This window comes from Mycobacterium sp. PTI7 (genome assembly GCF_056679845.1).
Genome location: NZ_CM155252.1, coordinates 5,131,294 through 5,155,677 on the forward strand (window position 1 = coordinate 5,131,294; position 24,384 = coordinate 5,155,677).

The window sequence follows — 24,384 nt, forward strand, 5'->3', positions numbered from 1 at the left end:
CAAATATCAACACAGCGCAAGCCGCGAAGCGAAGACCAGGGGGCACCAGCAGTTGACCGCCTCACCCGTCGACCCGTCACCGGGATTCGGGAACCCCACCGAGCAGCCCCACCTGGCCCGCCGGAACAACTGGACCAACCAGCTCGCGCGGCACGCGCTGATGCAGCCGGACGACGTCGCACTGCGCTTCCTCGGCCGCACCACCACGTGGGGTGACCTCGACCGACGCGTCCACGCGCTCGCGGGTGCGCTGAGCCGGCGCGGCGTCGGCTTCGGCGACCGGGTGCTCATCCTGATGCTCAACCGCACCGAGTACATCGAGTCGCTGCTGGCGGCCAACCTGCTCGGCGCCATCGCGGTGCCGGTCAACTTCCGCATGACGCCGCCCGAGATCGCCTTCCTGGTCGCCGACTGCGAGGCCCGCGTCGCGGTCACCGAACCCGTCCTGCTCGGCGTCGCCACCGCGGTCCGCGACCTCGACGCCTCGCTGGCCACCATCGTCGTGGCCGACGGCCCCACCGAGGACGGCCTGCTGGGCTATGAGGACCTGCTCGCCGAGGGCGGGCCCGCCCCCGAGCAGGTCGACATCCCCAACGACTCACCCGCGCTGATCATGTACACCTCCGGCACCACCGGCAGGCCGAAGGGCGCGGTCCTCACCCACTCGAACATCGCCATCCAGGGCATGTCGAGCATGTTCACGATCGGCGTCGACCTCAACAACGACGTCGGCTTCATCGGCGTCCCGCTGTTCCACATCGCGGGCATCGGCAACCTGATCGTCGGCCTCGCCCTCGGCAGGCCCACCGTGCTCTACCCGCTGGGCGCCTTCGATCCCGGCGAGCTGCTCGACGTGCTCGCCGCCGAGAAGGTGACGGCGATCTTCCTGGTCCCCGCGCAGTGGCAGGCCGTGTGCGCAGCGCAGCGGGCCAACCCGCGCGACGTCCGGCTGCGGGCGCTGTCCTGGGGGGCCGCCCCGGCGTCGGATACTCTGCTGCGCGACATGGCCAGCACCTTCCCCGGTACCCAGATCCTCGCGGCGTTCGGCCAGACCGAGATGTCCCCGGTGACCTGCATGCTCCTGGGCGAGGACGCCATCCGGAAGCTCGGCTCGGTGGGCAGGGTCATCCCGACCGTCGCCGCCCGCGTGGTCGACGAGGACATGAACGACGTCCCGGTCGGCCAGGTCGGCGAGATCGTCTACCGGGCACCCACGCTGATGGCCGGCTACTGGAACAACCCGGCGGCCACCGCCGAGGCGTTCCACGGCGGCTGGTTCCACTCCGGCGACCTGGTCCGCCAGGACGACGAGGGCTACGTCTGGGTGGTGGACCGCAAGAAGGACATGATCATCTCCGGCGGCGAGAACATCTACTGCGCCGAGGTGGAGAACGTCCTCGCCGGCCACCCGTCGATCGCGGAGGCGGCCGTCATCGGCCGCCCACACGACAAGTGGGGCGAGGTCCCGGTGGCAGTCGTGGCACTGGGGCCGGCCGCGGCGCCGCTGGAGCTGGCCGACATCGAGGATTTCCTCGGCGAACGGCTCGCCCGCTACAAGCATCCGAAGGCCCTCGAGGTGGTCGACGCACTGCCTCGCAACCCCGCGGGCAAGGTGCTGAAGACGGAACTGAGACAGCGCTTCGGAACGGCCGCCTCGGTTGACGCGAACGAAAGTTCTACGGCCTCAACGGTTTCTAGCAGTACCGGGAAGGCCTGACCTGTGACGATGAGTTTGCCGGGTGCGGCGATCCCAAGTTTGCCGATGCGGTACGGCGGCCCACGGGTATCGGGTACTCTCCTGTGGTCCGCCTTACTACCAACCAGTAGGGAGATGGGCATCACACACGCGGGGTATTGGCAAGGAGGGCGAGTGCGACGGGTTCCAATGGTCCGCCGCAGCGGCTACGGCACGACCCTCCATGATGTAGAGGCTCGAGCATGACCGCCCAGCAGCCAGGCCTCGTCAGCTACGTGCGAGGCCAGATCACTCCTGGCCTCACCGCGGTCGGCGGCTTCGTCAAGATGTGCGTCCTCACGGCCAAGGCCCTGTTCCACGGCCCGTTCCAATGGCGGGAGTTCATCCTCCAGGGCTGGTTCCTGATGCGGGTGGCATTCCTGCCCACGATCGCGGTCGCCATCCCGCTGACCGTCCTCATCATCTTCACCCTCAACATCCTGCTGGCCGAGTTCGGTGCTGCCGACATCTCGGGCGCCGGAGCAGCTCTCGGTGCGGTTACCCAGCTCGGTCCGCTGGTAACCGTGCTCGTGGTCGCCGGCGCCGGATCGACGGCCATCTGCGCCGACATCGGCGCCCGCACCATCCGCGAGGAGATCGACGCCCTCGAGGTGCTCGGCATCGACCCGATCCAGCGTCTCGTCGTCCCCCGCGTCCTCGCCTCCACGTTCGTCGCCCTGCTCCTCAACGGCGCCGTGATCACGATCGGCCTCGTCGGCGGCTTCGTCTTCGGCGTCTACATCCAGAACATCTCGGCGGGCGCCTACGTCTCGACGCTGACCCTCGTCACCGGCCTGCCCGAGGTCCTCATCTCCGTGGTGAAGGCCCTGACGTTCGGGCTCATCGCCGGCCTGGTCGGCTGCTACCGCGGCCTGACGGTCTCCGGCGGCGCCAAGGGCGTGGGCACCGCGGTCAACGAGACCCTGGTCCTCTGCGTCATCGCGCTGTTCGCGGTCAACGTCGTGCTGACCACCATCGGCGTCAAATTCGGAACGGGGAGCTGACATGTCAACGGCATCAGTCGTCCGCAGTCGCTTCCCCCGGGCCGTCGCCCGCGGCGAGCGCTTGGCCGGAGCGCCCGCGCGCGGCCTCGACAGCGTCGGGCACATCGCCTGGTTCATCGTCACGGCCGTCGGTTCCATCGGCCACGCCGTGCGGTTCTACCGCAAGGAGATGCTCCGGCTCGTCGCCGAGATCGGCATGGGAACCGGCGCCATGGCCGTCATCGGCGGCACCGTGGCCATCGTCGGCTTCGTCACCCTGTCGGGTGGCTCGCTGATCGCCATCCAGGGCTTCGCCTCGCTGGGCAACATCGGCGTCGAGGCCTTCACCGGCTTCTTCGCCGCGCTGGTCAACGTCCGCATCGCCGCCCCGGTGGTCGCAGGCCAGGCCCTGGCCGCCACGGTCGGCGCCGGCGCCACCGCCGAGCTGGGCGCCATGCGCATCAGCGAGGAGATCGACGCCCTCGAGGTCATGGGGATCAAGTCGATCAGCTACCTGGTGTCGACGCGCATCATGGCCGGCTTCGTCGTGATCATCCCGCTGTACGCGATGGCGATCATCATGAGCTTCCTCTCGGCGCAGGTCACCACGACGCTCTTCTACGGGCAGTCGACCGGCACCTACGAGCACTACTTCCGCACGTTCCTGCGGCCCGACGACGTGGCCTGGTCCTTCGTGCAGGCGATCATCATCTCGGTCATCGTGATGCTCAACCACTGCTACTACGGCTTCTACGCCAGCGGCGGGCCGGTGGGCGTGGGTGAGGCCGTCGGTCGCTCGATGCGCGCCTCCCTGATCGCGATCGTGCTGGTCGTCCTGTTCGCTTCGTTGGCGCTCTACGGCACCAACGCCAACTTCAACCTGACGGTGTAGCGCGATGACGAGACCTGATCAGACGGCGTTGCCGATCAACAAGCCCAGGACCCCGCCGTACAAGATCGCCGGGCTGGTCCTGCTGGTGGTCTTCGCCATCGTCTTCGTCCTGGTGGCCGTGCAGTTCCGCGGTGGCTTCGCCGATCCGGAGAAGCTCACGCTGATCTCGACGCGGTCGGGCCTGTCGATGGATCCCGGCTCCAAGGTCACCTACAACGGCGTGGAGATCGGCCGGGTCACCGACGTCGAGGCCGTCGAGGTCGGCGGCCAGCCCAAGGCCAAGGTGCTGCTCGACGTCAACAAGCAGTTCGTCGACCTGATCCCCTCCAACGTGGACGCGGAGATCAAGGCCAGCACGGTGTTCGGCAACAAGTACATCGCGTTCTCGTCGCCGAAGAACCCGAACCCGCAGCGGGTCAGCAGCTCCACCCCGATCGAGTCGACGGGCGTGACCACGGAGTTCAACACGCTGTTCGAGACCATCGTCTCGATCACCCAGCAGGTCGACCCCATCAAGCTGAACCAGACGCTGACCGCCACCGCCCAGGCGCTGGACGGGCTGGGCGACCGCTTCGGCGAGTCGCTGGAGAACGGCAACGAGGTCCTGGGCGAACTCAATCCCCAGCTGCCGCAGCTGCGTCGCGACAACCAGCTGCTCGCCGACTTCGCGGACGTCTTCTCCGACGCCGCGCCCCCGCTGTTCGACGGACTGGAGAACCTCACCGTCACCGCGCGCACGCTCAACGAGCGGCAGGGCGACCTCGACCAGGCGCTCATGGGTGCGGTCGGATTCGGCAACACCGGCGGCGAGATCTTCGAGAAGAGCGGGCCGTACCTGACCCGCGGCATCAAGGACCTGCTGCCCACGTCGGCGCTGCTGGACGAGTACAGCCCCGCGCTGTTCTGCACCATCCGCAACTTCCACGACGTCGAGCCCAAGGCGCGTGCCGCCTTCGGTGGTGGCAACGGCTACTCGCTGAACACCCGCACCTCGATCATCGGTGCCGCCAACCCCTACGTCTTCCCGGACAACCTGCCGCGCGTCAACGCGAGCGGTGGCCCGGAGGGACGGCCCGGCTGCTGGCAGCCCATCACGCGTGACCTGTGGCCGGCGCCGTACCTCGTCATGGACACCGGCGCGAGCATCGCCCCGTACAACCACTTCGAACTGGGTCAGCCCATCGCCATCGAATACGTCTGGGGACGCCAGATCGGGGAGAACACGATCAACCCATGAGAATCACCGGTACGGCAATCAAGCTCGGCGCCCTGTCCTTGGTGCTGCTGATGTTCACCGCGATCATCATCGTGGTGTTCGGTCAGCTGCGGTTCGACCGCACCTCGACGTACACGGCGGTGTTCAAGAACGCGAGCGGCCTGCGCTCGGGTCAGTTCGTCCGCGCGTCGGGCGTGGAGGTCGGCAAGGTCGCCGACGTCCGCCTGCTGCCCGGTGGCGACCGGGTCGAGGTCGACTTCGACGTCGACCGGACGCTGCCCCTCTTCCAGGGCACGACGGCATCGATCCGCTACCTGAACCTCATCGGCGACCGCTACCTGGAGCTGAAGCGCGGCGACGACGAGACGCGTCTGCCCGCCGGCGGCACCATCCCGGTCGAGCGCACCGAGCCCGCCCTCGACCTCGACGCCCTGCTCGGCGGCTTCCGCCCGCTGTTCCGGTCGCTCGAGCCCGAGAAGGTCAACAACATCACCCAGTCGATCGTCACGATCTTCCAGGGGCAGGGCGGCACCATCAACGACATCCTGAACCAGACGGCGCAGCTGACCTCAGCGCTCGCCGACCGCGATCAGGCCATCGGCGAGGTGGTGAAGAACCTCAACACCGTCCTCGACACCACGGTCAAGCACCAGGTGCAGTTCGACGAAACCATCCAGAACTTCGAGAAATTGGTCACCGGATTGAAGAACCGCGCCGATCCGATCGCGGACGGGGTTGCCGACATCAGCGATGCGGCGGGCACCATCTCCGATCTCCTGGCGGACAACCGGCCGTTGCTGCGCGACACCGTCAACTACCTCGACGCCCTGCAGCAGCCGCTCGTCGACCAGCAGAAGGAGCTGAACGACCTGCTCGTCAAGTTCCCGCAGGCCGTCCGGATCCTGGGACGCGCCGGTGGCATCTACGGTGACTTCTTCAACTTCTATGCCTGCGACATCTCGCTGATCCTGAACGGTCTGCAGCCGGGTGGCCCCGTGCGAACCGTCAAGCTCACCAGCCAGCCATCGGGTAGGTGCACGCCGAAATGAGAACTCTCGAGGGCGACAACCGGATTCGCAACGGGCTCAAGGGCATCCTGATCCTGATCCTGGTGATCGGCGTGGGGCAGAGCTTCGCCAGCGTGCCGATGATCTTCGCGCAGCCCGTCTACTACGCGCAGTTCTCCGACACCGCGGGCATCAACCCCGGCGACAACGTCCGCATCGCGGGCGTCGACGTCGGCGTGGTCCGCACCGCCGGGATCGAGGGCGACAAGGTCGTGCTCGGCTACACGCTGAACGGCACCAAGATCGGCACGGAGAGCCGCGCGGCGATCCGCACCGACACGATCCTGGGTCGCAAGAACCTGGAGATCGAGCCGCGGGGTTCGACCGCCCTGAAGCCGAACGCGACGCTGCCGATCGACCAGACGACGACGCCGTACCAGATCTACGACGCGTTCTCCGACTTGACCAAGGCCGGCGCGGGCGTCGACACCAAGACGCTCAAGGAGTCCCTGAACGTCCTGACCGAGACGATCGATCAGACGTACCCGAACCTGAGCGCGGCCCTCGACGGCGTCGCACGGTTCTCGGACACGATCGGCAAGCGCGACGAGGACATCCAGAAGCTGCTGGCCAACGCCAACAAGATCGCCGGCGTGCTCGGCAATCGCAGCGGTCAGATCAACGACCTGCTCGTCAACGCGCGGACCCTGCTGTCCGCCATCAACGAGCGCGCCTCGGCGGTCAACGCTCTGCTGGAACGGGTTTCGGCCTTCTCGCAGCAGGTCGCCGGGTTCACGAAGGACAACCCGAACCTGAACCGCACGCTGGAGCAGCTCCGGACGATCAGCGACACCCTGGTCGAGCGCAAGTTCGATCTGATGGACGTCCTGAGCAACGTCAGCAAGGTGGCGACGGCGCTGGGCGAGGCGGTGGCCTCGGGCCCCTACTTCAAGGTCATCCTGATCAACATCCTGCCGTACCAGATCATCCAGCCGTGGGTCGACGCCGCCTTCAAGAAGCGTGGCATCAACCCCGAGGAGTTCTGGCGGAACGCAGGCCTGCCGGAGTTCCGCTACCCGGATCCGAATGGCCAGCGGTTCGACAACGGCGCACCGCCGCCGGCGCCCACGCCGCTCGAGGGCACGGCCGAGAACCCCGGCCCCGCCGTCATCGCCGGCTCGCCGTGCTCGTACGCGCCTGCCGCGGGCAACTTCCCGACGCCCGCCAACCCGCTGCCCTGCACCCAGGCACAGGACGGTCCGTTCGGCCCGAATCCGTACGGCGCCAACAACTACGGGCCGCCGAACGTCATCGGTCTGCCGCCCAACCCGGATGCGCCGCCGCCGGCACCCGGCGTTCCCAGCGCCGCGTTCCCCGGTGAGTTCTCGCCGCCGGTCCAGGGCGTCCCGCCCGCGCCGTTCGCACCCGGTCAGCCCGGAGCGCGCACCGTCCCGGTGACGCCCGGTCCGTCCGACCCGTACATCGCGCCGGGATCACTGCAGGGTGACGGAACCTCGCCGCCCCCACCGGCTTTGACCGGTCCGCCACCGCCTCCGGGACCGGGACAGCAACTCCCGCCCGTCGGCACGCCGCCGCTGCCCGGCAATCCGCCGTTCCTGCCGCCCGGCTCACAGGGATAGGAGGCCGCTGACATGTCGACGATCTTCAACGTCAGAAGTCTGAAGCTGCCCGCCCTCTCCCGGGCGTCGGTGATCATCGGAACGATCGTGGTGGTCGTCGCGATCGTGCTGGCCTTCCTCGGCTGGGGTCTCTACAAGAGGCTGACCACCCACACCGTGGTCGCGTACTTCCCGCAGACCCTTGCGCTGTACTCCGGCGACAAGGTTCAGATCATGGGCGTGCGCGTCGGCCAGATCGACGAGATCGAGCCGGCCGGTGACCGGATGAAGGTCACGTTCCACTACGAGAGCAAGTACAAGGTTCCCGCCGACGCGAGCGCGTCGATCCTGAACCCCAGCCTCGTCGCGTCGCGTGCCATCCAGCTGTCCCCGGCGTACACCGGCGGCCCGGTCATGGAGAACGACGCCGTGATCCCGCTCGAGCGCACGCAGGTGCCGGTCGAGTTCGACGAACTGCGCAACTCCGTCGACCGGATTCTCACCGATCTGGGCCCGACGCCCGAGCAGCCCAAGGGTCCCCTCGGCGACGTCATCGAGTCGTTCGCCGACGGTCTGCAGGGCAAGGGCCAGCAGGTCAACACGGCGCTCAACAACCTGTCCGAGGCGCTGTCCACCCTGAACCAGGGCCGCGGCGACCTGTTCGCCGTCGTGAAGAGCCTGGCGTTGTTCGTCAACGCGCTCTACAAGAGCGATCAGCAGTTCGTCGCCCTCAACGACGATCTCGCCCAGTTCACCGGTGCGTTCACCAACACCGACCAAGAGGTGTCGAACGCGGTCCGCGACCTCAACGTCCTGTTCACGAACACCCGTGAGTTCTTCGACGAGAACGGCGGCGTGCTCGCCGCGGACGTCGACAACCTGGCCGAGGCCACCAACGCGATCCTGCAGCCGGAGCCCTTCAAGGGTCTCGAGACCGGCCTGCACGTGTTCCCGAACCTCGCGGTCAACGCGCTGAACATCGCGCCGCCCGTCCCCGGTGGCGTCACCGGCATCCCGGTGATCGGCAACTTCGCCAACCCGATGGAGTTCATCTGCAGCTCCATCCAGGCGGGTAGCCGGCTCGGATACCAGGAGTCGGCCGAGCTGTGTGCCCAGTACCTGGCGCCCATCCTCGACGCGATCAAGTTCAACTTCCTGCCGTTCGGCCTGAACCAGTTCAGCTCCGCGCTGACGCTGCCCAAGCAGATCGCCTACTCGGATCCGCGACTGCAGCCGCCGCCCGGATACAAGGACACGACGGTGCCCGGCATCTTCTCGCGGGACACGCTGTTCTCGCACGGCAACCACGAGCCCGGCTGGGTGGTCGCACCCGGCATGCAGGGCGTCGAGGTGCAGCCGTTCACCGCGAACATGTTGACGCCGGACTCCCTGGCCACGCTCATGGGTGGCGCCGACTCGGCGATCCCGCCGGCGCCGCCGGCGTTCGGGACCACCCGCGGTGGCAACCTGCCCGGTCCGCCGAACTCGTTCGATCAGAACAACCCGCTGCCACCTCCGTGGTACCCACAGCCGGGCCCGCCGCCGGGACCCGCACCGGGCGTCGTCGCCGGTGACCCGCTGTCCGCAATCGCACCCGCAGTCGCACCCGCGCCTGCCGGGGCACCTGCTCCGGCACCCGCCGGGCCGCCGCTGCCTGCCGAGGCAGGACCGTGATGAAAGTGGCCAAGTCGTTGAAGGTTCCCAACGTGCGCCGATTGGCGAAGCGGGCGGGCGTGCTGTCCGCCGCGGCGGTAGTGCTGACGTCGTGTGGCTGGCAGGGCATCGCCAACGTGCCGCTGCCCGGCGGCCCCGGTGGGTCCAAGGGCATGACGATCTACGTCCAGATGCCGGACACGTTGGCGCTCAACGTCAACAGCCGGGTGCGCGTCGCCGACGTCTTCGTCGGCAGCGTGCGCGCCATCGAGCTGAAGAACTGGGTGGCGACGCTCACGCTCGACGTGGAGCCCGGCGTCGAGCTGCCGGAGAACACCACCGCCGCGATCGGCCAGACCAGCCTCCTGGGCAGCCAGCACGTCCAGCTGGACTCGCCGCCCGACCCCGAGGGTGAACTCAAGAGCGGCGACACCATCCCGCTCGACCGGTCGACGTCGTTCCCCACCACCGAGCGGACGCTGGCCAGTATCGGCACGATCCTCAGCGGCGGCGGCATCCCGAACCTGGAAGTGATCCAGACGGAGCTGGACAACCTGCTGACGGGACGCGGCGAGCAGATCCGTGAGTTCCTCGGCCGGCTCGACACGTTCACCGCTCAGCTCAACGAGCAGCGACAGGACATCACCCGGGCGATCGACTCGACCAACCGGCTGCTGTCGATCGTCGCGCAGCGCAACGAGACCCTCGACCGGGTGCTCACCGACGTGCCGCCGCTGATCAAGTACTTCGCGGACACCCGCGACCTGTTCGGCGACGCCGTGGTGTCGCTCGGCCGCATCAGCAAGGCGGCCGACGAAGCGCTGGCACCGATCAGCGGTGACCTGAACACCAACCTGCAGAGCCTGCAGCGGCCGCTCAAGCAGCTGGGCAAGGCGTCGCCGTACCTGATCGGCGCGCTGAAGTTCATGCTCACGGCGCCGTTCCCGATCGAGTCGGCGGACAAGGCGGTACGCGGTGACTACATCAACGTCTCGCTGAACGTCGACCTCACGCTGTCGTCGGTCGACAACGGCCTGCTGACGGGCACCGGCTTCTCCGGCGCCCTGCGAGCACTCGAGCAGTCGTGGGGCCGCGACCCGGCGACGATGATCCCGGACGTTCGTTTCACGCCCAATCCGCATTCGGTGCCGGGTGGACCACTTGTCGAAAGGGGTGAGTGAGCGGTGCTGACACGTTTCATCAAGATCCAGCTGATCCTGTTCACGATCCTCACGCTGATCGCGCTGACGGCCCTCGGGTGGTACTACCTGCGGCTCCCCAGCCTGATCGGCATCGGCCAGTACGAACTGAAGGCCGAACTGCCCAGATCGGGTGGTCTGTACGCCACGGCGAACGTGACCTACCGCGGCACCGAGATCGGCAAGGTGACCGACGTGGTCCCCACCGAGACCGGTGCGCTGGCCACGATGAGCATCGACAGCCAGTACAAGATCCCGGTCGACGTGTCCGCGAACGTGCACTCGGTCTCGGCGATCGGTGAGCAGTACCTGGACCTGGTCCCCCCCGAGGGGGCACCGGGGCAGTACCTGTCCAGCGGCGCGACCATCACCAACAGCACGGTGCCCAGCGAGATCGGTCCGGCGCTCGACGCTGCCAACCAGGCTCTGACGGTCCTGCCGAAGGAGAAGATCGACTCCCTGCTCACGGAGACGTCGCTCGCGGTCGGTGGCCTCGGCCCGGCGCTGCAGCGGCTGGTGGACTCGACGACCAACATCGCCCAGGGGCTGAAGGACAACCTGCCCCAGGTCAAGGACATCATCAACAACTCGGCGCCCATCCTGGAGAGCCAGGTGCAGTCGGGCGACGCGATCCAGCAGTGGGCGAACAACCTCGACACGATCGCCGCGCAGGCGGCCCAGCAGGACCAGGCCCTGCGCACCGGTCTGCAGCAGGCGGGCCCGACGGCCGATGAGGTGACCGGCTTCTTCACCAGCGTGAAGGACTCGCTGCCGCAGACGCTGGCCAACCTGAGCGTCGTCATCGACCTGCTCAAGCGCAACAACAAGGGCGTCGAGCAGCTGCTCGTGGCGTTCCCGCAGGCCGGCGCCGTCGGTCAGATGGGCACGATCTTCCCGGGCCAGGCGCTGCTGCCACTGGCGCTGTCGATCAACCAGCCGCCGCCCTGCTACACCGGCTTCCTGCCGGCGTCGCAGTGGCGCTCGCCCGCCGACACCACCACCGCCGAGATCCCGGCCGACGTCTACTGCAAGATCCCCAAGGACTTCCAGGGCAACGTCGTTCGTGGCGCCCGCAACTACCCCTGCGTCGACGTCCCGGGCAAGCGGGCCGCGACGCCGACGGAGTGCCGCAGCAACGAGCCGTACACCCCGGCGGGCACCAACCCCTGGTACGGCGATCCGAACCAGATCCTCACCTGCCCGGCGGCGGGCGCGCGGTGCGACCAGCCGGTGAAGCCCGGCTACGTGATCCCCGCACCGTCGGTGAACAACGGCATGAACCCGCTGCCCGCGAACAAGCTGCCGCCGTCGCAGTCCCAGACGCCGATCAGCGACCCGCTGACGGCACCTGGCCAGGGCAGCGTCAGCTGCAGTGGACAGCAGCCCAACCCGTGCATCTACACTCCGGCATCAGGTCCGTCTGCGGTCTACAACCCGTCGAGCGGTGAGGTGGTCGGACCCGACGGCGTCAAGTACTCCGTCGACAACTCGAGCAACCCAGGAGACGACGGATGGAAGAGGATGCTGGCTCCGGCCAGCTGAACCCCACCGATGCGCAGGACAGCCTTGACCAGCCGTTGACGGAGTCGACGGAGACGCCGAAGGACCAGCACTCGATCGACGGTGACGAACTGCGTCACTCCGACGAGGCGAGCCCACGTCGGCAGGAGCGGTTCGGTCCCGCATGGGTCGCCGCTGTCGCCGTGGTGCTGCTGCTCGCGGCGGCAGGCGTCGGGGTCGGCGGCTACTTCGCTCTCCACTCGCACGACCGGAGCAAGGCCATCGCCGTGGCGGACGAGGCTGCCGTCGCGGCGGCCAAGGACTGCGTGACCGCGACGCAGGCGCCCGACACCACCGTCATGAGCGCCAGCCAGGCCAAGATCGTCAACTGCTCCACCGGCGACTTCGGCACCCAGGCCGCGCTGTACAGCGGCATCCTCGCCGAGGCGTACCAGGCGGCGAACGTCAAGGTGCAGGTCACCGAGATGCGCACCGCCGTCGAGGGACACAACGACGACGGCTCTGTCGACGTCCTGGTCGCCATGCGCATCAAGGTGAGCAACCTCGAGGTCGCCGACCAGGAGCAGGGCTACCGCCTGCGGGTGCAGATGGTGCCCGAGGACGGCACGTTCAAGATCGCCAAGCTCGAGCAGGTGACGTCGTGACCGCCGTCCTCGACGCGGACCGCGGCGTCGCGACGAGCGACGCGCAGGACGTTCCGTACGCCGGCTGGTTCGCCCGCGCCGGTGCCCTCGCCGCCGACGTGCTGCCCGCGGTGGCGGTCATCGCGACCATGGCACTGCTCGCTCTCACCACCCCGGTCCGGGGTGCGCTCTGGTGGTTCTTCACGGTCGTCGCGGTACTGGCGTTCGTCGCCGCCGTGGTCAACCGCTGGCTGCTCCCGGCGCTGACCGGCTGGAGTCTGGGCCGATCGCTGTTCGGCATCCGGATCGTCACCAGCACCGGCGCACCGGCCGGCGGCGTCCGCCTGTTCCTCCGCGACGTCGCGCACCTGCTCGACACCCTGAGCCTCTTCATCGGATGGCTGTGGCCGCTGTGGGACAAGCGGAACCGGACGTTCGCCGACCTGCTGGCCCGCACCGAGGCCCGCCGCGTTCCGGCCCCGGAGCGCAACGTGCGCCCGATCGCCGGCGCGGTGTTCCTGATCGCGGCGCTGCTCTGCGTGGCGGGCGGCGGGATCGGCTACCTCGAGGTGTACCGGCAGGATCGGGCCGTCGAGACGGCGCGCACCCAGATCGCCGAGCAGGGTCCCCGCATCGTCGAGCAGTTGCTGAGCTACGGCATCGCCACCATGCCCGCCGACTTCGCCCGGTCGCAGGACCTCGCGACGGACGCCTACCGGCCGCAGCTGGCCGCGCAGCAGCAGGTGGTGCAGCAGGGCGGCGCCACCACCAACGAGTACTGGTCTACCAACAGCGCCGTGCTGTCCGCGTCTCCGACCGAGGCCGCTCTGCTGCTGGCCCTCCAGGGTCAGCGGGGCAATGACCCCAAGGCGATGAAGTTCATCTCCGCGACGGTGCGTGTCGACTTCCAGAAGTCGGGCGACGACTGGCTCGTCAACAACCTCACCGTGCTGAAGAAGCCCACCGCGAGCGAGGCCGGCGGATGAGCCCCCGTCGGAAGATCGACGCCGCCGACCGCGACTACTTCACGACGCCGGTCGTCGAGCCCAAGCCCCCGCGCCGCTGGGGCCTGCCCGTCACCATCGCGATGTCGGTGCTGCTCGCGGTGGCCGCCATCGCCGGCAGCGTCGTCATGCTGGTCGGTCACGAGAGCCAGCGGCGCACCGACCTCCGCGACGTGGCGGCGCTCGGCTACGTGCGGAACTTCATGATCGAGTACACGTCGCTGGATCCGTTCCACGCCAACGACTACACCGAACACATCTACGCGCAGGCGACCGGCGACTTCCAGACGTCGTTCAAGGAGAAGATGAACGAGGTCACCATTCAGGTGGCACGTGCCGAGCCGACCGTCGGCTCGGTGCTGGAGGCCGGCGTGCAACGGTGGAACGACGACGGCAGCGCCCAGATCCTGGTCGCCGCGAACGTCACGACACCGGGTCGCGATGGAAGGCCCACCGTCGAGAGCGCCAGCCGATGGGTGGCAACGACGATCGAGGAGGGAGAGCAGTGGAAGATCAGCCAGCTGATTCAGGTGATCTGACCGCCTCCGCGGTCCCCGAGGGCAAGTCCGCGCGGCGCCACCGGTTGCCGCGGCAGAAGCTCCGTGAGACGGATGCGCCGAAGGACGATGCGACGCAGGCACAGTCGGAGTCGGAGTCGCACGATGCAGCGTCGTCGGACGACGTGACGCCGGCTGACGAGGTGGCCGCGGCCCCCGAGTCTTCTGAGGAGCCCTCAGTATCCGAGGCCGCGACCGCGGAGCCCTCGGCGTCCGAACCCGTCGCGTCCGAGGAACCGGTCGAGCCTGAACCCGTCGCATCCGAGCCCGAGGCCGTCGCCTCGGAGCCGACCCGTCGGCGTCGCTTCCCGTGGGGTCGGACGAAGGCCGCTGCTCCGGTGACTGTTACCGAGCCCGCGGCGCCGTCCGCTCCCGCCGAAGCCGAAACCGATTCGGCTGCAACCGAGCCCGAGGCCGAACCGGTCGTCGACGAGCCGGTCGAGCCGGTCGAATCGCAGCCCGAGGTGGCGGCTGAGGCAACTCCCGAACCGGTCGCAGAGACCGACGTCCATCCCACCGCGGATGCCGACGCCGATCCCGACGTGCCGGCGGATGACGCCGCAGCAGAACCGGAACCCGAGCCGGTCCTGGTGCCGCACCGCACGGCGGGCCGCGGACTCAAGGTCGCAGCGGTGACGGCGGGCGCACTGTTCGTCGGCGCCGCGGCCTTCGCCGGCGCGACGCTGCAGCCCTACCTGGCCGATCGGGCCGAGGTGCACACCAAGTACGAGGTCGCCGAGATCTCGGCCGATGCGATCACGACGCTGTGGACCTACACGCCGGACGACATGGACACGCTGCCCGACCGCGCCGCCAAGTACCTCGGCGGCGACTTCGCGGCCGAGTACAAGCGCTACATCGACTCGATCGTCGAGCCGAACAAGCAGGCACAGGTCAGCAATGCCACCCAGGTGCTGGGTTCGGCGGTCGAGACGCTGACGCCTACGGAGGCAACGGCTCTCGTCTACACCAACTCGGTGGCGACGAGTCCGGTGACCAAGGGCATCCCGTCGCTGCGGTACCTGTCGTACCGGTTGTCGCTGGAGCGCAGGGACAACGACTGGCTGATCACCCGGATGACGGCGGTCACGTCACTGGACCTCACGCCGCGGCTGTAGCCGCACGCGGCCGACGGCGATGAAGTCTCCCGTCTCGCAGCGAGCCACGGTGACCGGGCTGCTGCTGTTGACCTTCGCGACGGGTCTGGTGGACGCGGTCAGCGTGCTGGTGCTCGGGCACGTGTTCGTCGCGAACATGACCGGGAACGTGATCTTCCTGGGCTTCTGGTTCGTCCCGCACTCGGGCGTCGACATGCTCGCGGCGGTGGTGGCCTTCGTCAGCTTCGTGGCGGGCACCGTGCTGGGTGGACGGTTGTCCCGACACCACGCGACGAACGTCCGCCGGTGGTTGGTCGTGACGCTCGGCTTCGAGGTGCTCGCCCTGGCGGTGCTCGCGATCCTCGCCGGCGCGGGCGTGCTGGAGTACCACGACAACGGCAAGCTGATCCTGATTGCAGGTCTCGCCGTCACCTTCGGAAATCAGAACGCCACCGCACGTCAGTTCGGCATCCAGGAGCTGAGCACCACCGTGCTGACGTCGACGATCGTGGGAATCGGGTTCGACAGCCGGTTGGCGGGTGGCACCGGGCAGCGCGAGAAGCTTCGCTACGGCGTGGTGGCCACGATGCTGGGCGGCGCGGTGCTGGGCGCGACGCTCACCCGGTTCTGCGTGGCACCGATCATCGGCCTCGCGGCACTGGTCGTCGCCGCGAGCGCCGCGGTGTTCTGGCTCGGACCCGCGGTCGAGTGAGCGTCCACCGGAAGCGGAACGCCGACGCGCCGCCGGGGTCGTTCGCCTGCGAGGCCAGTGGTCTCCGCTGGCTCGGCTCCGTGCCGGGCGGCGTGCCGTGCGCCCGCGTCGTCGACGTCGACGAGACGACGCTGACCATCGAGTCGTTGACCACCGCGTCGCCGACGCGAGCGGCGGCCGTCGAGTTCGGCGGCCGCCTGGCGGTGACGCACGCTGCCGGTGCCGTCGCGTTCGGGGCTCCCCCCGACGACTGGTCGGGGCCCGGGTACTTCGGCCCGTCGGCGCGCCCACTCCCGATGGCGTTCGGTGCGTACGAGCGGTGGGGCGAGTTCTATGCGGAGGCTCGTCTGCGGCCCGCGCTCGACGCGGCCGAGGCGCTGCCTGCGTCCGTCGCGCACCAGGTGCGAGACGTCATCGCGCGGTGCAGGTCGGGCGACTTCGACGACGGCGAGGCGCCGGCTCGCCTCCACGGCGACCTGTGGAGCGGAAACGTCATGTGGACGCCGCGGGGCGTGGTGCTGATCGATCCGGCGGCTCACGGCGGACACCGTGAGTCGGATCTGGCAATGCTCGCGCTGTTCGGTTGTCCGCATCTCGACGACGTCATGTCCGGCTACCAGGCCCGGCAGCCGTTGGGCGTGGGATGGCAGGACCGGCGGGGGCTGCATCAGCTGTATCCATTGCTGATGCACGTTGCGCTGTTCGGTCACACGTACACCGCCAGTGTGGCGGAGGTCACGTCCAGCGCACTCCGCATCGGTCGCCTCGACTGATCCTCGATGCACTATTCGACGTCGTCGAACATTCCAGCAAATGCGGCACTCGCCGTCGCGGACGACCCCGTGGGTAGAACCACTAGCTAACTGCGCCCGGAAATTCGGACGCGGATGTTTGCCAGCGTTGGGCCTCGAAAACGCCGAGGTGACGGCGCTGTGCGCGTCCTCAGTGAGCGGGCTCGGCCCGGGCTGAGATTCGCTCAGCAATCTGTACTATTGCCGTCGGCGTAAGTGTTAGCGTCCTGTGAAACTGGTTGGAATCACCCGAAGGGACTGGTCAGATGGCGGTCGAGCACCGTAAGAGGAGCCGGCAGGCGAAGAGGGTTGCGATCGTCGCCACCGCGACAGCGACCGTCTCGGCTTTGACGGTGGGAGCGGCTCCTGCCCCGGTGCCCGAGAAGCGTGCGAGCGACGCTGCGGTCGATCTGAGTGCCGTCATCAGCTTGCTGCCGAAGAGCGACCAGGTGCCCGACATCACCGGCGGACTGGGCACGGCCATCTACGACGGGAACCAGGCGATCGCCGATTCGCTCATCCGGGCGGTCGTGAACGGCATCAACATCGCCGCCCTGGCGCAGGCGGCGGGCCTCGACCCGCAGAGCCTGCTGACCGGCCTGCTGGCCGACATCCCGTCCAGCCTGTTGCCCGGCATCCTCGCGCAGCTGTCGGTCGACCTGCCCATCCTCGGTCCGGTGCTGCAGGGGGTCGACCTGTCGATCCTGACCGGCCTCCTGAGTTCCTTGGGGTTGGACGAGGTCACCGACGCCACCCTGACCGGGCTGCTGGCGCTGATCGGCTACAACCTGTCCGATCCGCTGAACCTCGGGAATCTCGACATCCCCGGTCTCAACATCATCACCGCGGGCCCGACCTTCTCGGCTCTCAAGATGCTGGGCCTCGACCTGGGCTGGGTGCCGGCACTGCCCAACTCCGTCGCCAACGAGATCAACAACTCCGACTACCTCGAGGTCGGCGCCGCGGGCGTTCTGCAACTCATCCGCGATCGCCTCGGGACGCTGGGCGGTGGACCGCTCGACCCCATCCTCGGCGGTTTGCTCGGGGGTGTGCTGACCAGCCTCAACCTGCCGAGCCTCGACGCACTGCTCGGCGTCGTGGACGAGCTTATCGGCTCCGCGGACCCCATCACCGGTCTCATCCCGGACCTCGTCCACCTCCGCATCACGCCCACTATCGGGATCGGCATCGGCGCCTTCGCGGCGGCGATGGCGTACGAGAAGGTAATCGCCGACCTGCCGTTCCAGCCGGGCGGCGCATCCCATCCGTTCGGCGAGAACCCGCTGCTCGGCAGCATCACCCTGCTGCCGATGGTGCTGATCAACAACCCGGCCCGCCCCGACGGCGGTGCCCTCGCGCGGTTCGGTGCCCTCGGTGCGCTCTTCGGCATCAACACCGTCAACCCGCGGACGGAGGTCACCGGCAGCGGTGGCTTCCTCGACGGTCCGCTCGGGCTGCACATCGGTGGATCGAACGTCATCCCGATCCTGGTGGACGCCACCTACGAGTACCAGCCGCTGTCCGACCTCGCATCCTGGCCGAATGCCTTCACCCTCACCAACAACCTGGCCGCCGCGCTGTCGCCGACCTACATGCTGCGTGGGCTCAGCCTCAACGGCCTCGCCGATCAGCTCCTCGCGGGCGTCGGCGACGCGGTGGACCTGTCACTGCTCACCGGTGACCCGCTGGCGATCAACCTGTACCTCACGTTGCAGTCGAAGACCCTGCCGATGCTGGAGCCGCTGTACCTGGCGTCCGACTTCCTGAACCTCATCGGTCTGGCACCGCTCGCCCAGATCCCGATGCGGATCGCCAACGCTCTCGCCCCGGCGCTGACGATCCTGACGAACATCGGCTACTCCAACGTCGTCCAGAATCCCGACGGGACGTACACGCGCGACTTCACGAACAGTGGCGTCGAGACCCCGTTCCTCTCGTTCGCGAACATCGACTACGGCAGAGCACTCAGCGATTCCTTCAACGCCCTGATCGGCGGCATCCAGAAGGAACTCGGTCCGAACCCGACGCCGGGCACCCCCAACGTCCTCAAGACGCTGCTCGACGCGATCCTCGGTGGCGGACTCGGCGGCGTCCTGCCCGGCACCACCCCCGCGCCGGGAACGGGAACGGGCACTCCGTCCACCGGCAACCCGATCACCGACCTGCTCGGCGGACTGCTGGGCCCCGGCGGACTGCTCGGCGGTCTGTTCGGCGGGTTGGGTCTTCCGACCGCTGCTTCCAGCACGCTCGCGGTGCAACGTTCGGCGAGCGAGATCCCCGAGGCGAACGCCCGGTTCTCCACCCTGTCGATCTCCGCTGGAGCCGAGGACGAAAGTCTCAGTGCTGCAGAGGGTTCAGGCGAGCAGACCGGCGCCGAGTCCCAGGCAGATGCCGAGGGCGAGGGTGACGCAGGCAAGGCCGCAGACGAGGCCGAGACGCCTCCGGCGGCGGAGGGTGAGGGCGCCGGTGAGCAGGGTGCCGGCGACGAGGCCTCCGAGGAAGCCGCTCCGGCCGCGGAGAAGCCTGCTGCGGACGAGCCGACCGGGTCGAACGGGACTGAGTCGCAGGAGCAGCAGAAGGACGACGAGCCGTCGGTCGACGAGGTGAAGACGCCGAAGCACGCCAAGGAGGACGACGGCTCCGCGCCGCCGCCGGCGTCCACCACGCCGCCGAAGCACGCCAAGCCGGAGAGCCCGAGCAAGCCGTCGCTCAACGTCGTTCGGGATACCGCGAACGCGTTCTCGCCCAAGGACAAGCCCGGCCCCTCGGCCGAGGCCGGCGGCGCGGGGGACAAGGACAACGGAGCGGCTGACGCCGGTGCCGCGGACGCTTCGGCCGGTGCCGGGTCGGCGTCCGACGGCGGTGCCTCGGACGCCGCCTGACGTCAGTTGAACGCCAGCCAACTCGGCAGCGCCCGCTCACGGGAGTCGCACAGCACCTCGTAGGTGTCGCACGATCCCTTGGGAACGCCTGCGCCGGCCCACATTCCGCCGGTGTCGCGGCGTAGCACGATCGCGGACGAGCCGCCGCCATCGAGCAGGATCGCCGTGTCGCTACCCAGCCCGCGGAACAGGTCCTGGACGTGGTCGGGGGTGTAACTGCCGCCCTGGAACACGTACATCTCGTCCTTGGCGCGCGAGTAGGCCAGGGCGGTGCGCGCGGCGCTCGGACCGCCGTCGTTCAGCTGCGAGGTGTCGCCGGGCGCGAGTAGGCCGAGGCCGGCGACGGCGACGAACCGACTGCCCTTGTCCATCAGGTCGGCGATCACCGGGGTGGCCGCGTGATAGTCGTCGGTCGACTTCGGCGCCACGACGTACGGCGCTCCGCCGACGGGCAGGATCATCGTGCTCAGCGCGGTCCAGGTCTCGTTGCCGTTGGACAGACCCTGCTTGCCGGCGTACGCGGTGGTGCCCGTGACGGCCTCGTTGGCGCGACCGGCTCCCCGAGTGTTGTCGACGTAGGCGCCCAGTGGGGAGCTGCAGCCGGTCGTCTTCCAGGATCCGCCCGTCTGACCGCGGACGTCGAAGAAGTTGGCGTTGATCGCGATGGTCGGCCGGCCGAGCGCCTGCCACGCCTGCAGCGGACTGAAGATCTCCGAGGCCTGCACCAGCCCCTCACCGGTCCGCGCTCGCGGATCCCGTTCGCACCGCGACTGATAGCCGCGGTGGGAGTCCACCAGAAGGCGAGGCGTGAGACGCGTCGAGGCGCTCTTGATGATCATCAGATGTCCGCCGCTGGTGAGGTCGTACCACTCACCCGCCGCGTTCATCATCGGCGCGGGATTGCCGCCGCCGAAGTTGTAGACGAGATACGACCCCTTGGTGGTGGCGATGGCGCCGGCGAGCAGTTCGCGGGCGTCCGCCGCTTGGGCCACCGGCGCACCGGCGGTCGACGCCAGCGTGGCGCACAGCACGGCGATCGTGGCGGTCGAGACCAGGCGCCGGAAGTTTGCGGCTGCGTTGCCCACCGGCGGTCCTCCCAAAGATCCTCACAGGATGAGACCACAATAACCACAGGTGACACACTGTCAACTTTCGTCACGGCAGCATCACGGGCGCGTGTCGGCGCGGTTGCGCAGGCGCAGGTCGCTTTGCCACCGCGGCACGACCGGGGAGTGGTCGGCCCCGACGTGGCCTCAGCCGGCTGATGGTGCGAGCCGGTAGATGGCGTTGGCGTAGTCGTCGCTGACGTAGATAGCGCCGTCGGGTCCGGCCACCGCCGCCACGGGCCGGCCCCAGCGGGTGCCGTCCTCGGACTGGAACCCGCCGACCAGCGTCTGCTGACCGCCCAGGCTGCCGTTCTGCCACGGGAAGAACGAGACGTCCGGCGCCTGCGGGTTCTGCCGGTTCCAGGAGCCGTGCACGCCCACCAGGGCGCCGCGGTCGTAGGGCGCGGGCAGGCCACCGTTGGTGAAGCTGAGGCCGAGCGGTGCCGAGTGGGCGCCGAAGCTCTGCTCGACCGGGGGAAGCGACGCGCAATCGAGGAACTGTCCGTCGGCGTTGGTCTGGACGTCCCGAATGAACGGCAGGTCCGCCGGACCGCCGTCGGGATTGCAGTAGGGCCAACCCAATTCGCGTCCCGGCGTGAGCTTGGCCAGCGACTCACGCGGATGGTCGTCGACGTAGTCGGGGACCACCTTGCCGTAGTCCGGTCCCTCCCCGGGGAACGCGATGTTGTCGCGGTTGTTCACCGCCGTCCACACCGAGCCATCCGGAGCGACGGCCAGGCCGGTGCCGTTGCGGACGCCCGTCGCGAACGGCGCGGCGGGACCGCCGCCCGGTGGAATGCGCATGATGGTCGCCCGTGGCGGATTCGCCGTGCGGTCCTCGACGGAGACGTTGCCGGTCGAGCCGATCGAGAAATACACCGCCCCATCGGGTCCCACGGCGACGCTCTTCAGGGCGTGCGAGTAGGCGCCGCGCAGATCGGGACTCTTGGCGTCGGGCAGGCCGGGCGCGACGGTCCGCGGCGCGGTGGCGGCGCCGTTGGCGTAGTCGTAGGCGTCGATCTGGTCGCTCTCGGCGACGTACAGCGTCGGGCCGGCGAACGTCAGGCCGTGCGGCTGATCGAGCCCCGACAGCAGGGTGTTCTCGAGCGGTCCCGCGCCGGTGGGCTCGAAGCTGAGCACCTGTCCTGCGCTCGGCACCGAGACGAGCAGTTTGCCGTCCGGCGCCCAGGCGAGCAGCCGGGGCTTCGTGGTGCGGGCGAAGACCGACATCGTCCATCCCTTGGGCACCAACGCCTTTCGCGGCTCGTCGAACGGCGCGGAGGCGGTGTCGTCGGTGGTCTGGACGTCCACCTCCTCGAGTTCGGCGGCGGCGGGCGCGGCCGTCGACTCGGCGGACCCGCTCGAACTGCTCGACCCGCTCGTCTCGCTCGACTCGGAAGCGGACGGCGGGGGCGCCGAGGAGCACGACGCCACCACCATCGCCACTGCCGCGAGTGCTGCGGCCTCTCGACTACGCCGCTGCCAGACTCGCATGCATCTCCCATATCAGGATCTCGGATGGTTCGACGGCCGTGACCCGCTGGCCACCCGACGCGGTGAACCGGACCGCATCGCCTTCGGTCAGTTGGCCTGCGCCCTCCAGCGTGACCTCGCCGCGGGGGACGAACAGGTGCAGGTAGGGCGCGCTCGGCAGCTCGACGGAGTCGCCCGGCTGCAGGCGAGCGCCCTTCAGCGCCGCGTACTTGTTGCGGATGGTGATCGCGGTGTCGTCGGCGTGCTCGGGCATGCCGGACGCGATGGTGGTCAGCTTGCCGCGCAGCAACTCGTCGTCGATCTCGAGCTGCTGGTAGCCCGGCGTCACACCGGATTCGTCGGGCACGACCCACATCTGGACGAAGTGCACCGGCTCCTTGTGCGTCGGATCGCCGGTCAACGTCCAGGAGTCGTTCTTCTCGGAGTGCAGGATGCCGCGGCCCGCGGACATGCGTTGCGCCAGGCCGGGATAGATGACGCCGGTGTGCCCGGTCGAGTCCTGGTGCACCAGGGATCCGCGCAGGACCCAGGTGACGATCTCCATGTCGCGGTGCGGATGGGTGTCGAAGCCGGAGCCCGGCGTCACGACGTCGTCGTTGTTGACCAGGAGCAGTCCGTGGTGGGTGTTGCCCGGGTCGTAGTTGCCGCCGAAGGAGAACGAGTGCTTGGAGTCGAGCCAGGAGATCTTGGTTGCGGCACGATCTGCGGCGCGCCGGATGTCGACGGATTCGGTGACTGTCATGGTCGATCACTCCTCGGGAGTTCTTCGCCAGCCTAGGTGCCGGCACTGGACACGACAACATGAATGATGTGTCATGTATTCCGTGTGGCTCACCGAGGACGAACAGCGGGCGTGGCGGAACTACCTGACGATGACGAGTCGGCTGCAGGCCGCCATGAACCGTCAGCTGCAACGCGACTGCGGGCTGTCGCTCGCCGAGTACGAGGTGCTGGTGGCGCTCGACGAGCGGGCCGGGTGCCGGATCTCCGAACTCGGCGAACGCTTGGGCTGGGAGCAGAGCCGGCTCTCGCACCAGCTGACACGCATGCGACGTCGCGACCTGGTGACGCGCAGTGGCTCGTCGGACGACCGCCGTGCGGCCACCGTCGACCTCACGCCGGCGGGTAGGCAGGCTCTCGACACCGCCGCCCCAGGCCACGCCGAGCTGGTGCGCGAGGTCGTCTTCGACGGGGTCTCGGCGGCTGACCTCGAGGCGATCGACCGCTGGACGAGCGGCGTGCTCGGTCGGCTGGACGGGGCGTGAGGGTCGCCGCGAGTGGCCAGTTACAGCGCGTCTGGCTGCCCGAACCGCGCCGTAAGTGGCCACTGGAGTGGGCCGAGCCTGTGGACAACCCTCTCCGAGACGCCGCTTTTCGTCGGAGGCCGGCCGCACCGTTGGGCCATGTCGACGCCTCGGCCGTTCCTCGGTAGTGACGCACTCGCGCGAGGTGACGTCAGCCCACGCACGCTGCGCAGCGGGTACGACCGGATCTATCGCAACGTCTACGTGCCGCGGGGAAGCGACGTCACGGCCGCGACGCGCGCACGGGCTGCGTGGTTGTGGTCCGGGAGACGTGGCACGCTCGCCGGCAACTCGGCCGCCGTCCTGCACGGCTCGAGATGGGTCGACGCCAGATCCCCCGCCGAGATGTACCGGGTTAACGGCAAGCCGGTCGAGGGCATCGTCATCCACCGCGACTCGCTGCCGGAGGACGAGCGTCAGATGATCGCGGGCATGTGCACGACCACCGCGGCACGCACGGCGTTCGACCTCGGCCGTCGTGGCGGACGCACACTCGCGACCGTCCGCGTGGACGCCTTGGCTCATGCCACGGGCCTCACGCCCGCGTCCGTCCACCGGATGATCGCTCGCCATCCCGGCGCCAGGGGACTACGCCAACTGCGTCAGGTGGTCGAGCTGATGGATGGCGGGTCCGAGTCGCCGCAGGAGACGCGGACCCGACTGGTCCTGATCGATTCCGGACTGCCGCGACCTCGAACGCAGGTCGTCGTGGACCGCTGGCGGATCGACATGGGGTACGAGGACTTCGGCGTTGGCATCGAGTACGACGGCGTGCAGCATTGGACTGATCCCCGTCAGCACCGTCGCGACATCGACCGGCACGCGGAACTCTCGGCTCTCGGCTGGCGCATCGTTCGCGTCAGCGCGGACATGCTGCGTTACCGCCGAGACGTGATCGCGACGCGAACCTGCCTCGCGTTGCGGCAGGCGGGCGCAGAGTGGCCAGTTATCGCGCGAATCCTCGGCTAAGGCGCCACGTAAGTGGCCAC

Annotated in this window: 21 protein-coding genes; 18 read left to right on the plus strand and 3 right to left on the minus strand. The window is 68.7% G+C overall.

The window, feature by feature from the left end; translation table 11 throughout:
• Positions 1-52 precede the first annotated feature (52 nt).
• The 16 genes from fadD5 (at position 53) to AC1MEY_RS24835 (ending at position 19,491) form a co-directional block, all read left to right on the plus strand.
• Entirely contained in the window at positions 53-1,717 is a 1,665-nt protein-coding gene (fadD5, locus tag AC1MEY_RS24760; RefSeq protein ID WP_480228000.1) for a fatty-acid--CoA ligase FadD5, read from the plus strand.
• Positions 1,718-1,938: 221 nt separating this feature from the next.
• Positions 1,939-2,739 carry an MlaE family ABC transporter permease gene (locus AC1MEY_RS24765; protein ID WP_480228001.1) on the plus strand — a complete coding sequence of 267 codons (801 nt, stop codon included), beginning with the start codon at positions 1,939-1,941 and terminating at the stop codon, positions 2,737-2,739.
• Between the two features lies 1 nt (position 2,740).
• Positions 2,741-3,610: an MlaE family ABC transporter permease gene (locus tag AC1MEY_RS24770; RefSeq protein ID WP_480228002.1), complete on the plus strand. Its 870-nt coding sequence runs from the start codon at positions 2,741-2,743 to the stop codon at positions 3,608-3,610.
• Between the two features lie 4 nt (positions 3,611-3,614).
• A complete protein-coding gene (locus AC1MEY_RS24775) occupies positions 3,615-4,847 on the plus strand; it encodes an MCE family protein (protein WP_480228003.1) in 1,233 nt (410 codons plus the stop codon).
• The gene (locus AC1MEY_RS24780) at positions 4,844-5,875 is read left to right on the plus strand and encodes a virulence factor Mce family protein (protein WP_480228004.1); all 1,032 of its coding nucleotides are present in this window, start codon (positions 4,844-4,846) and stop codon (positions 5,873-5,875) included. Before AC1MEY_RS24775 ends, AC1MEY_RS24780 begins: the two co-directional genes overlap by 4 nt.
• On the plus strand, positions 5,872-7,473 hold the full coding sequence (locus tag AC1MEY_RS24785) for an MCE family protein (protein ID WP_480228005.1): 1,602 nt from the start codon (positions 5,872-5,874) through the stop codon (positions 7,471-7,473). Before AC1MEY_RS24780 ends, AC1MEY_RS24785 begins: the two co-directional genes overlap by 4 nt.
• A gap of 12 nt (positions 7,474-7,485) precedes the next feature.
• The gene (locus tag AC1MEY_RS24790) at positions 7,486-9,126 is read left to right on the plus strand and encodes a virulence factor Mce family protein (protein ID WP_480228006.1); all 1,641 of its coding nucleotides are present in this window, start codon (positions 7,486-7,488) and stop codon (positions 9,124-9,126) included.
• Positions 9,126-10,286 carry a virulence factor Mce family protein gene (locus AC1MEY_RS24795; protein WP_480231657.1) on the plus strand — a complete coding sequence of 387 codons (1,161 nt, stop codon included), beginning with the start codon at positions 9,126-9,128 and terminating at the stop codon, positions 10,284-10,286. The genes AC1MEY_RS24790 and AC1MEY_RS24795 overlap by 1 nt, the downstream gene beginning before the upstream one ends.
• Before the next feature lie 3 nt (positions 10,287-10,289).
• On the plus strand, positions 10,290-11,846 hold the full coding sequence (locus tag AC1MEY_RS24800) for an MCE family protein (protein WP_480228007.1): 1,557 nt from the start codon (positions 10,290-10,292) through the stop codon (positions 11,844-11,846).
• On the plus strand, positions 11,816-12,469 hold the full coding sequence (locus AC1MEY_RS24805) for a hypothetical protein (RefSeq protein WP_480228008.1): 654 nt from the start codon (positions 11,816-11,818) through the stop codon (positions 12,467-12,469). Before AC1MEY_RS24800 ends, AC1MEY_RS24805 begins: the two co-directional genes overlap by 31 nt.
• Positions 12,466-13,434, plus strand: coding sequence for an RDD family protein (locus tag AC1MEY_RS24810; RefSeq protein ID WP_480228009.1), 969 nt, complete (start codon positions 12,466-12,468; stop codon positions 13,432-13,434). Before AC1MEY_RS24805 ends, AC1MEY_RS24810 begins: the two co-directional genes overlap by 4 nt.
• Positions 13,431-13,991 (plus strand): mammalian cell entry protein, encoded by a 561-nt coding sequence (locus AC1MEY_RS24815; RefSeq protein ID WP_480228010.1) that lies wholly within the window; start codon positions 13,431-13,433, stop codon positions 13,989-13,991. The genes AC1MEY_RS24810 and AC1MEY_RS24815 overlap by 4 nt, the downstream gene beginning before the upstream one ends.
• Positions 13,958-15,127, plus strand: a complete 1,170-nt coding sequence (locus AC1MEY_RS24820; RefSeq protein WP_480228011.1) for a mammalian cell entry protein — start codon at positions 13,958-13,960, stop codon at positions 15,125-15,127. The genes AC1MEY_RS24815 and AC1MEY_RS24820 overlap by 34 nt, the downstream gene beginning before the upstream one ends.
• A 19-nt stretch (positions 15,128-15,146) precedes the next feature.
• Positions 15,147-15,818, plus strand: coding sequence for a YoaK family protein (locus tag AC1MEY_RS24825; protein WP_480228012.1), 672 nt, complete (start codon positions 15,147-15,149; stop codon positions 15,816-15,818).
• Entirely contained in the window at positions 15,815-16,591 is a 777-nt protein-coding gene (locus AC1MEY_RS24830; RefSeq protein WP_480228013.1) for a fructosamine kinase family protein, read from the plus strand. The genes AC1MEY_RS24825 and AC1MEY_RS24830 overlap by 4 nt, the downstream gene beginning before the upstream one ends.
• A gap of 392 nt (positions 16,592-16,983) precedes the next feature.
• Positions 16,984-19,491, plus strand: coding sequence for a hypothetical protein (locus AC1MEY_RS24835; protein WP_480228014.1), 2,508 nt, complete (start codon positions 16,984-16,986; stop codon positions 19,489-19,491).
• 2 nt (positions 19,492-19,493) lie between these two features.
• On the opposite strand, the gene AC1MEY_RS24840 is transcribed toward AC1MEY_RS24835, so the two are convergent.
• The 3 genes from AC1MEY_RS24840 to AC1MEY_RS24850 form a co-directional block, all read right to left on the minus strand.
• A complete protein-coding gene (locus AC1MEY_RS24840) occupies positions 19,494-20,576 on the minus strand; it encodes a phosphodiester glycosidase family protein (RefSeq protein WP_480228015.1) in 1,083 nt (360 codons plus the stop codon).
• A gap of 168 nt (positions 20,577-20,744) precedes the next feature.
• Positions 20,745-22,091, minus strand: coding sequence for a PQQ-dependent sugar dehydrogenase (locus AC1MEY_RS24845; RefSeq protein ID WP_480228016.1), 1,347 nt, complete (start codon positions 22,089-22,091; stop codon positions 20,745-20,747).
• Positions 22,069-22,833, minus strand: coding sequence for a pirin family protein (locus tag AC1MEY_RS24850; protein ID WP_480228017.1), 765 nt, complete (start codon positions 22,831-22,833; stop codon positions 22,069-22,071). The genes AC1MEY_RS24845 and AC1MEY_RS24850 overlap by 23 nt, the downstream gene beginning before the upstream one ends.
• Positions 22,834-22,906: 73 nt before the next feature.
• On the opposite strand from AC1MEY_RS24850, the gene AC1MEY_RS24855 reads away from it, so the two are divergent.
• The gene (locus AC1MEY_RS24855; RefSeq protein ID WP_480228018.1) at positions 22,907-23,356 is read left to right on the plus strand and encodes a MarR family winged helix-turn-helix transcriptional regulator; all 450 of its coding nucleotides are present in this window, start codon (positions 22,907-22,909) and stop codon (positions 23,354-23,356) included.
• Positions 23,357-23,494: 138 nt separating this feature from the next.
• A complete protein-coding gene (locus AC1MEY_RS24860) occupies positions 23,495-24,364 on the plus strand; it encodes an endonuclease domain-containing protein (protein ID WP_480228019.1) in 870 nt (289 codons plus the stop codon).
• The last annotated feature ends 20 nt before the right edge of the window (positions 24,365-24,384 follow it).

Bases quoted from the DNA above. Each gene is read 5' to 3' on its own strand.
- AC1MEY_RS24765 (WP_480228001.1), top strand. From the start codon at position 1,939: ATGACCGCCCAGCAGCCAGGCCTCGTCAGCTACGTGCGAGGCCAGATC.
- AC1MEY_RS24770 (WP_480228002.1), top strand. From the start codon at position 2,741: ATGTCAACGGCATCAGTCGTCCGCAGTCGCTTCCCCCGGGCCGTCGCC.
- AC1MEY_RS24775 (WP_480228003.1), top strand. From the start codon at position 3,615: ATGACGAGACCTGATCAGACGGCGTTGCCGATCAACAAGCCCAGGACC.
- AC1MEY_RS24780 (WP_480228004.1), top strand. From the start codon at position 4,844: ATGAGAATCACCGGTACGGCAATCAAGCTCGGCGCCCTGTCCTTGGTG.
- AC1MEY_RS24785 (WP_480228005.1), top strand. From the start codon at position 5,872: ATGAGAACTCTCGAGGGCGACAACCGGATTCGCAACGGGCTCAAGGGC.
- AC1MEY_RS24790 (WP_480228006.1), top strand. From the start codon at position 7,486: ATGTCGACGATCTTCAACGTCAGAAGTCTGAAGCTGCCCGCCCTCTCC.
- AC1MEY_RS24795 (WP_480231657.1), top strand. From the start codon at position 9,126: ATGAAAGTGGCCAAGTCGTTGAAGGTTCCCAACGTGCGCCGATTGGCG.
- AC1MEY_RS24805 (WP_480228008.1), top strand. From the start codon at position 11,816: ATGGAAGAGGATGCTGGCTCCGGCCAGCTGAACCCCACCGATGCGCAG.
- AC1MEY_RS24815 (WP_480228010.1), top strand. From the start codon at position 13,431: ATGAGCCCCCGTCGGAAGATCGACGCCGCCGACCGCGACTACTTCACG.
- AC1MEY_RS24825 (WP_480228012.1), top strand. From the start codon at position 15,147: ATGAAGTCTCCCGTCTCGCAGCGAGCCACGGTGACCGGGCTGCTGCTG.
- AC1MEY_RS24845 (WP_480228016.1), bottom strand. From the start codon at position 22,091: ATGCGAGTCTGGCAGCGGCGTAGTCGAGAGGCCGCAGCACTCGCGGCA.
- AC1MEY_RS24850 (WP_480228017.1), bottom strand. From the start codon at position 22,833: ATGACAGTCACCGAATCCGTCGACATCCGGCGCGCCGCAGATCGTGCC.
- AC1MEY_RS24855 (WP_480228018.1), top strand. From the start codon at position 22,907: ATGTATTCCGTGTGGCTCACCGAGGACGAACAGCGGGCGTGGCGGAAC.
- AC1MEY_RS24860 (WP_480228019.1), top strand. From the start codon at position 23,495: ATGTCGACGCCTCGGCCGTTCCTCGGTAGTGACGCACTCGCGCGAGGT.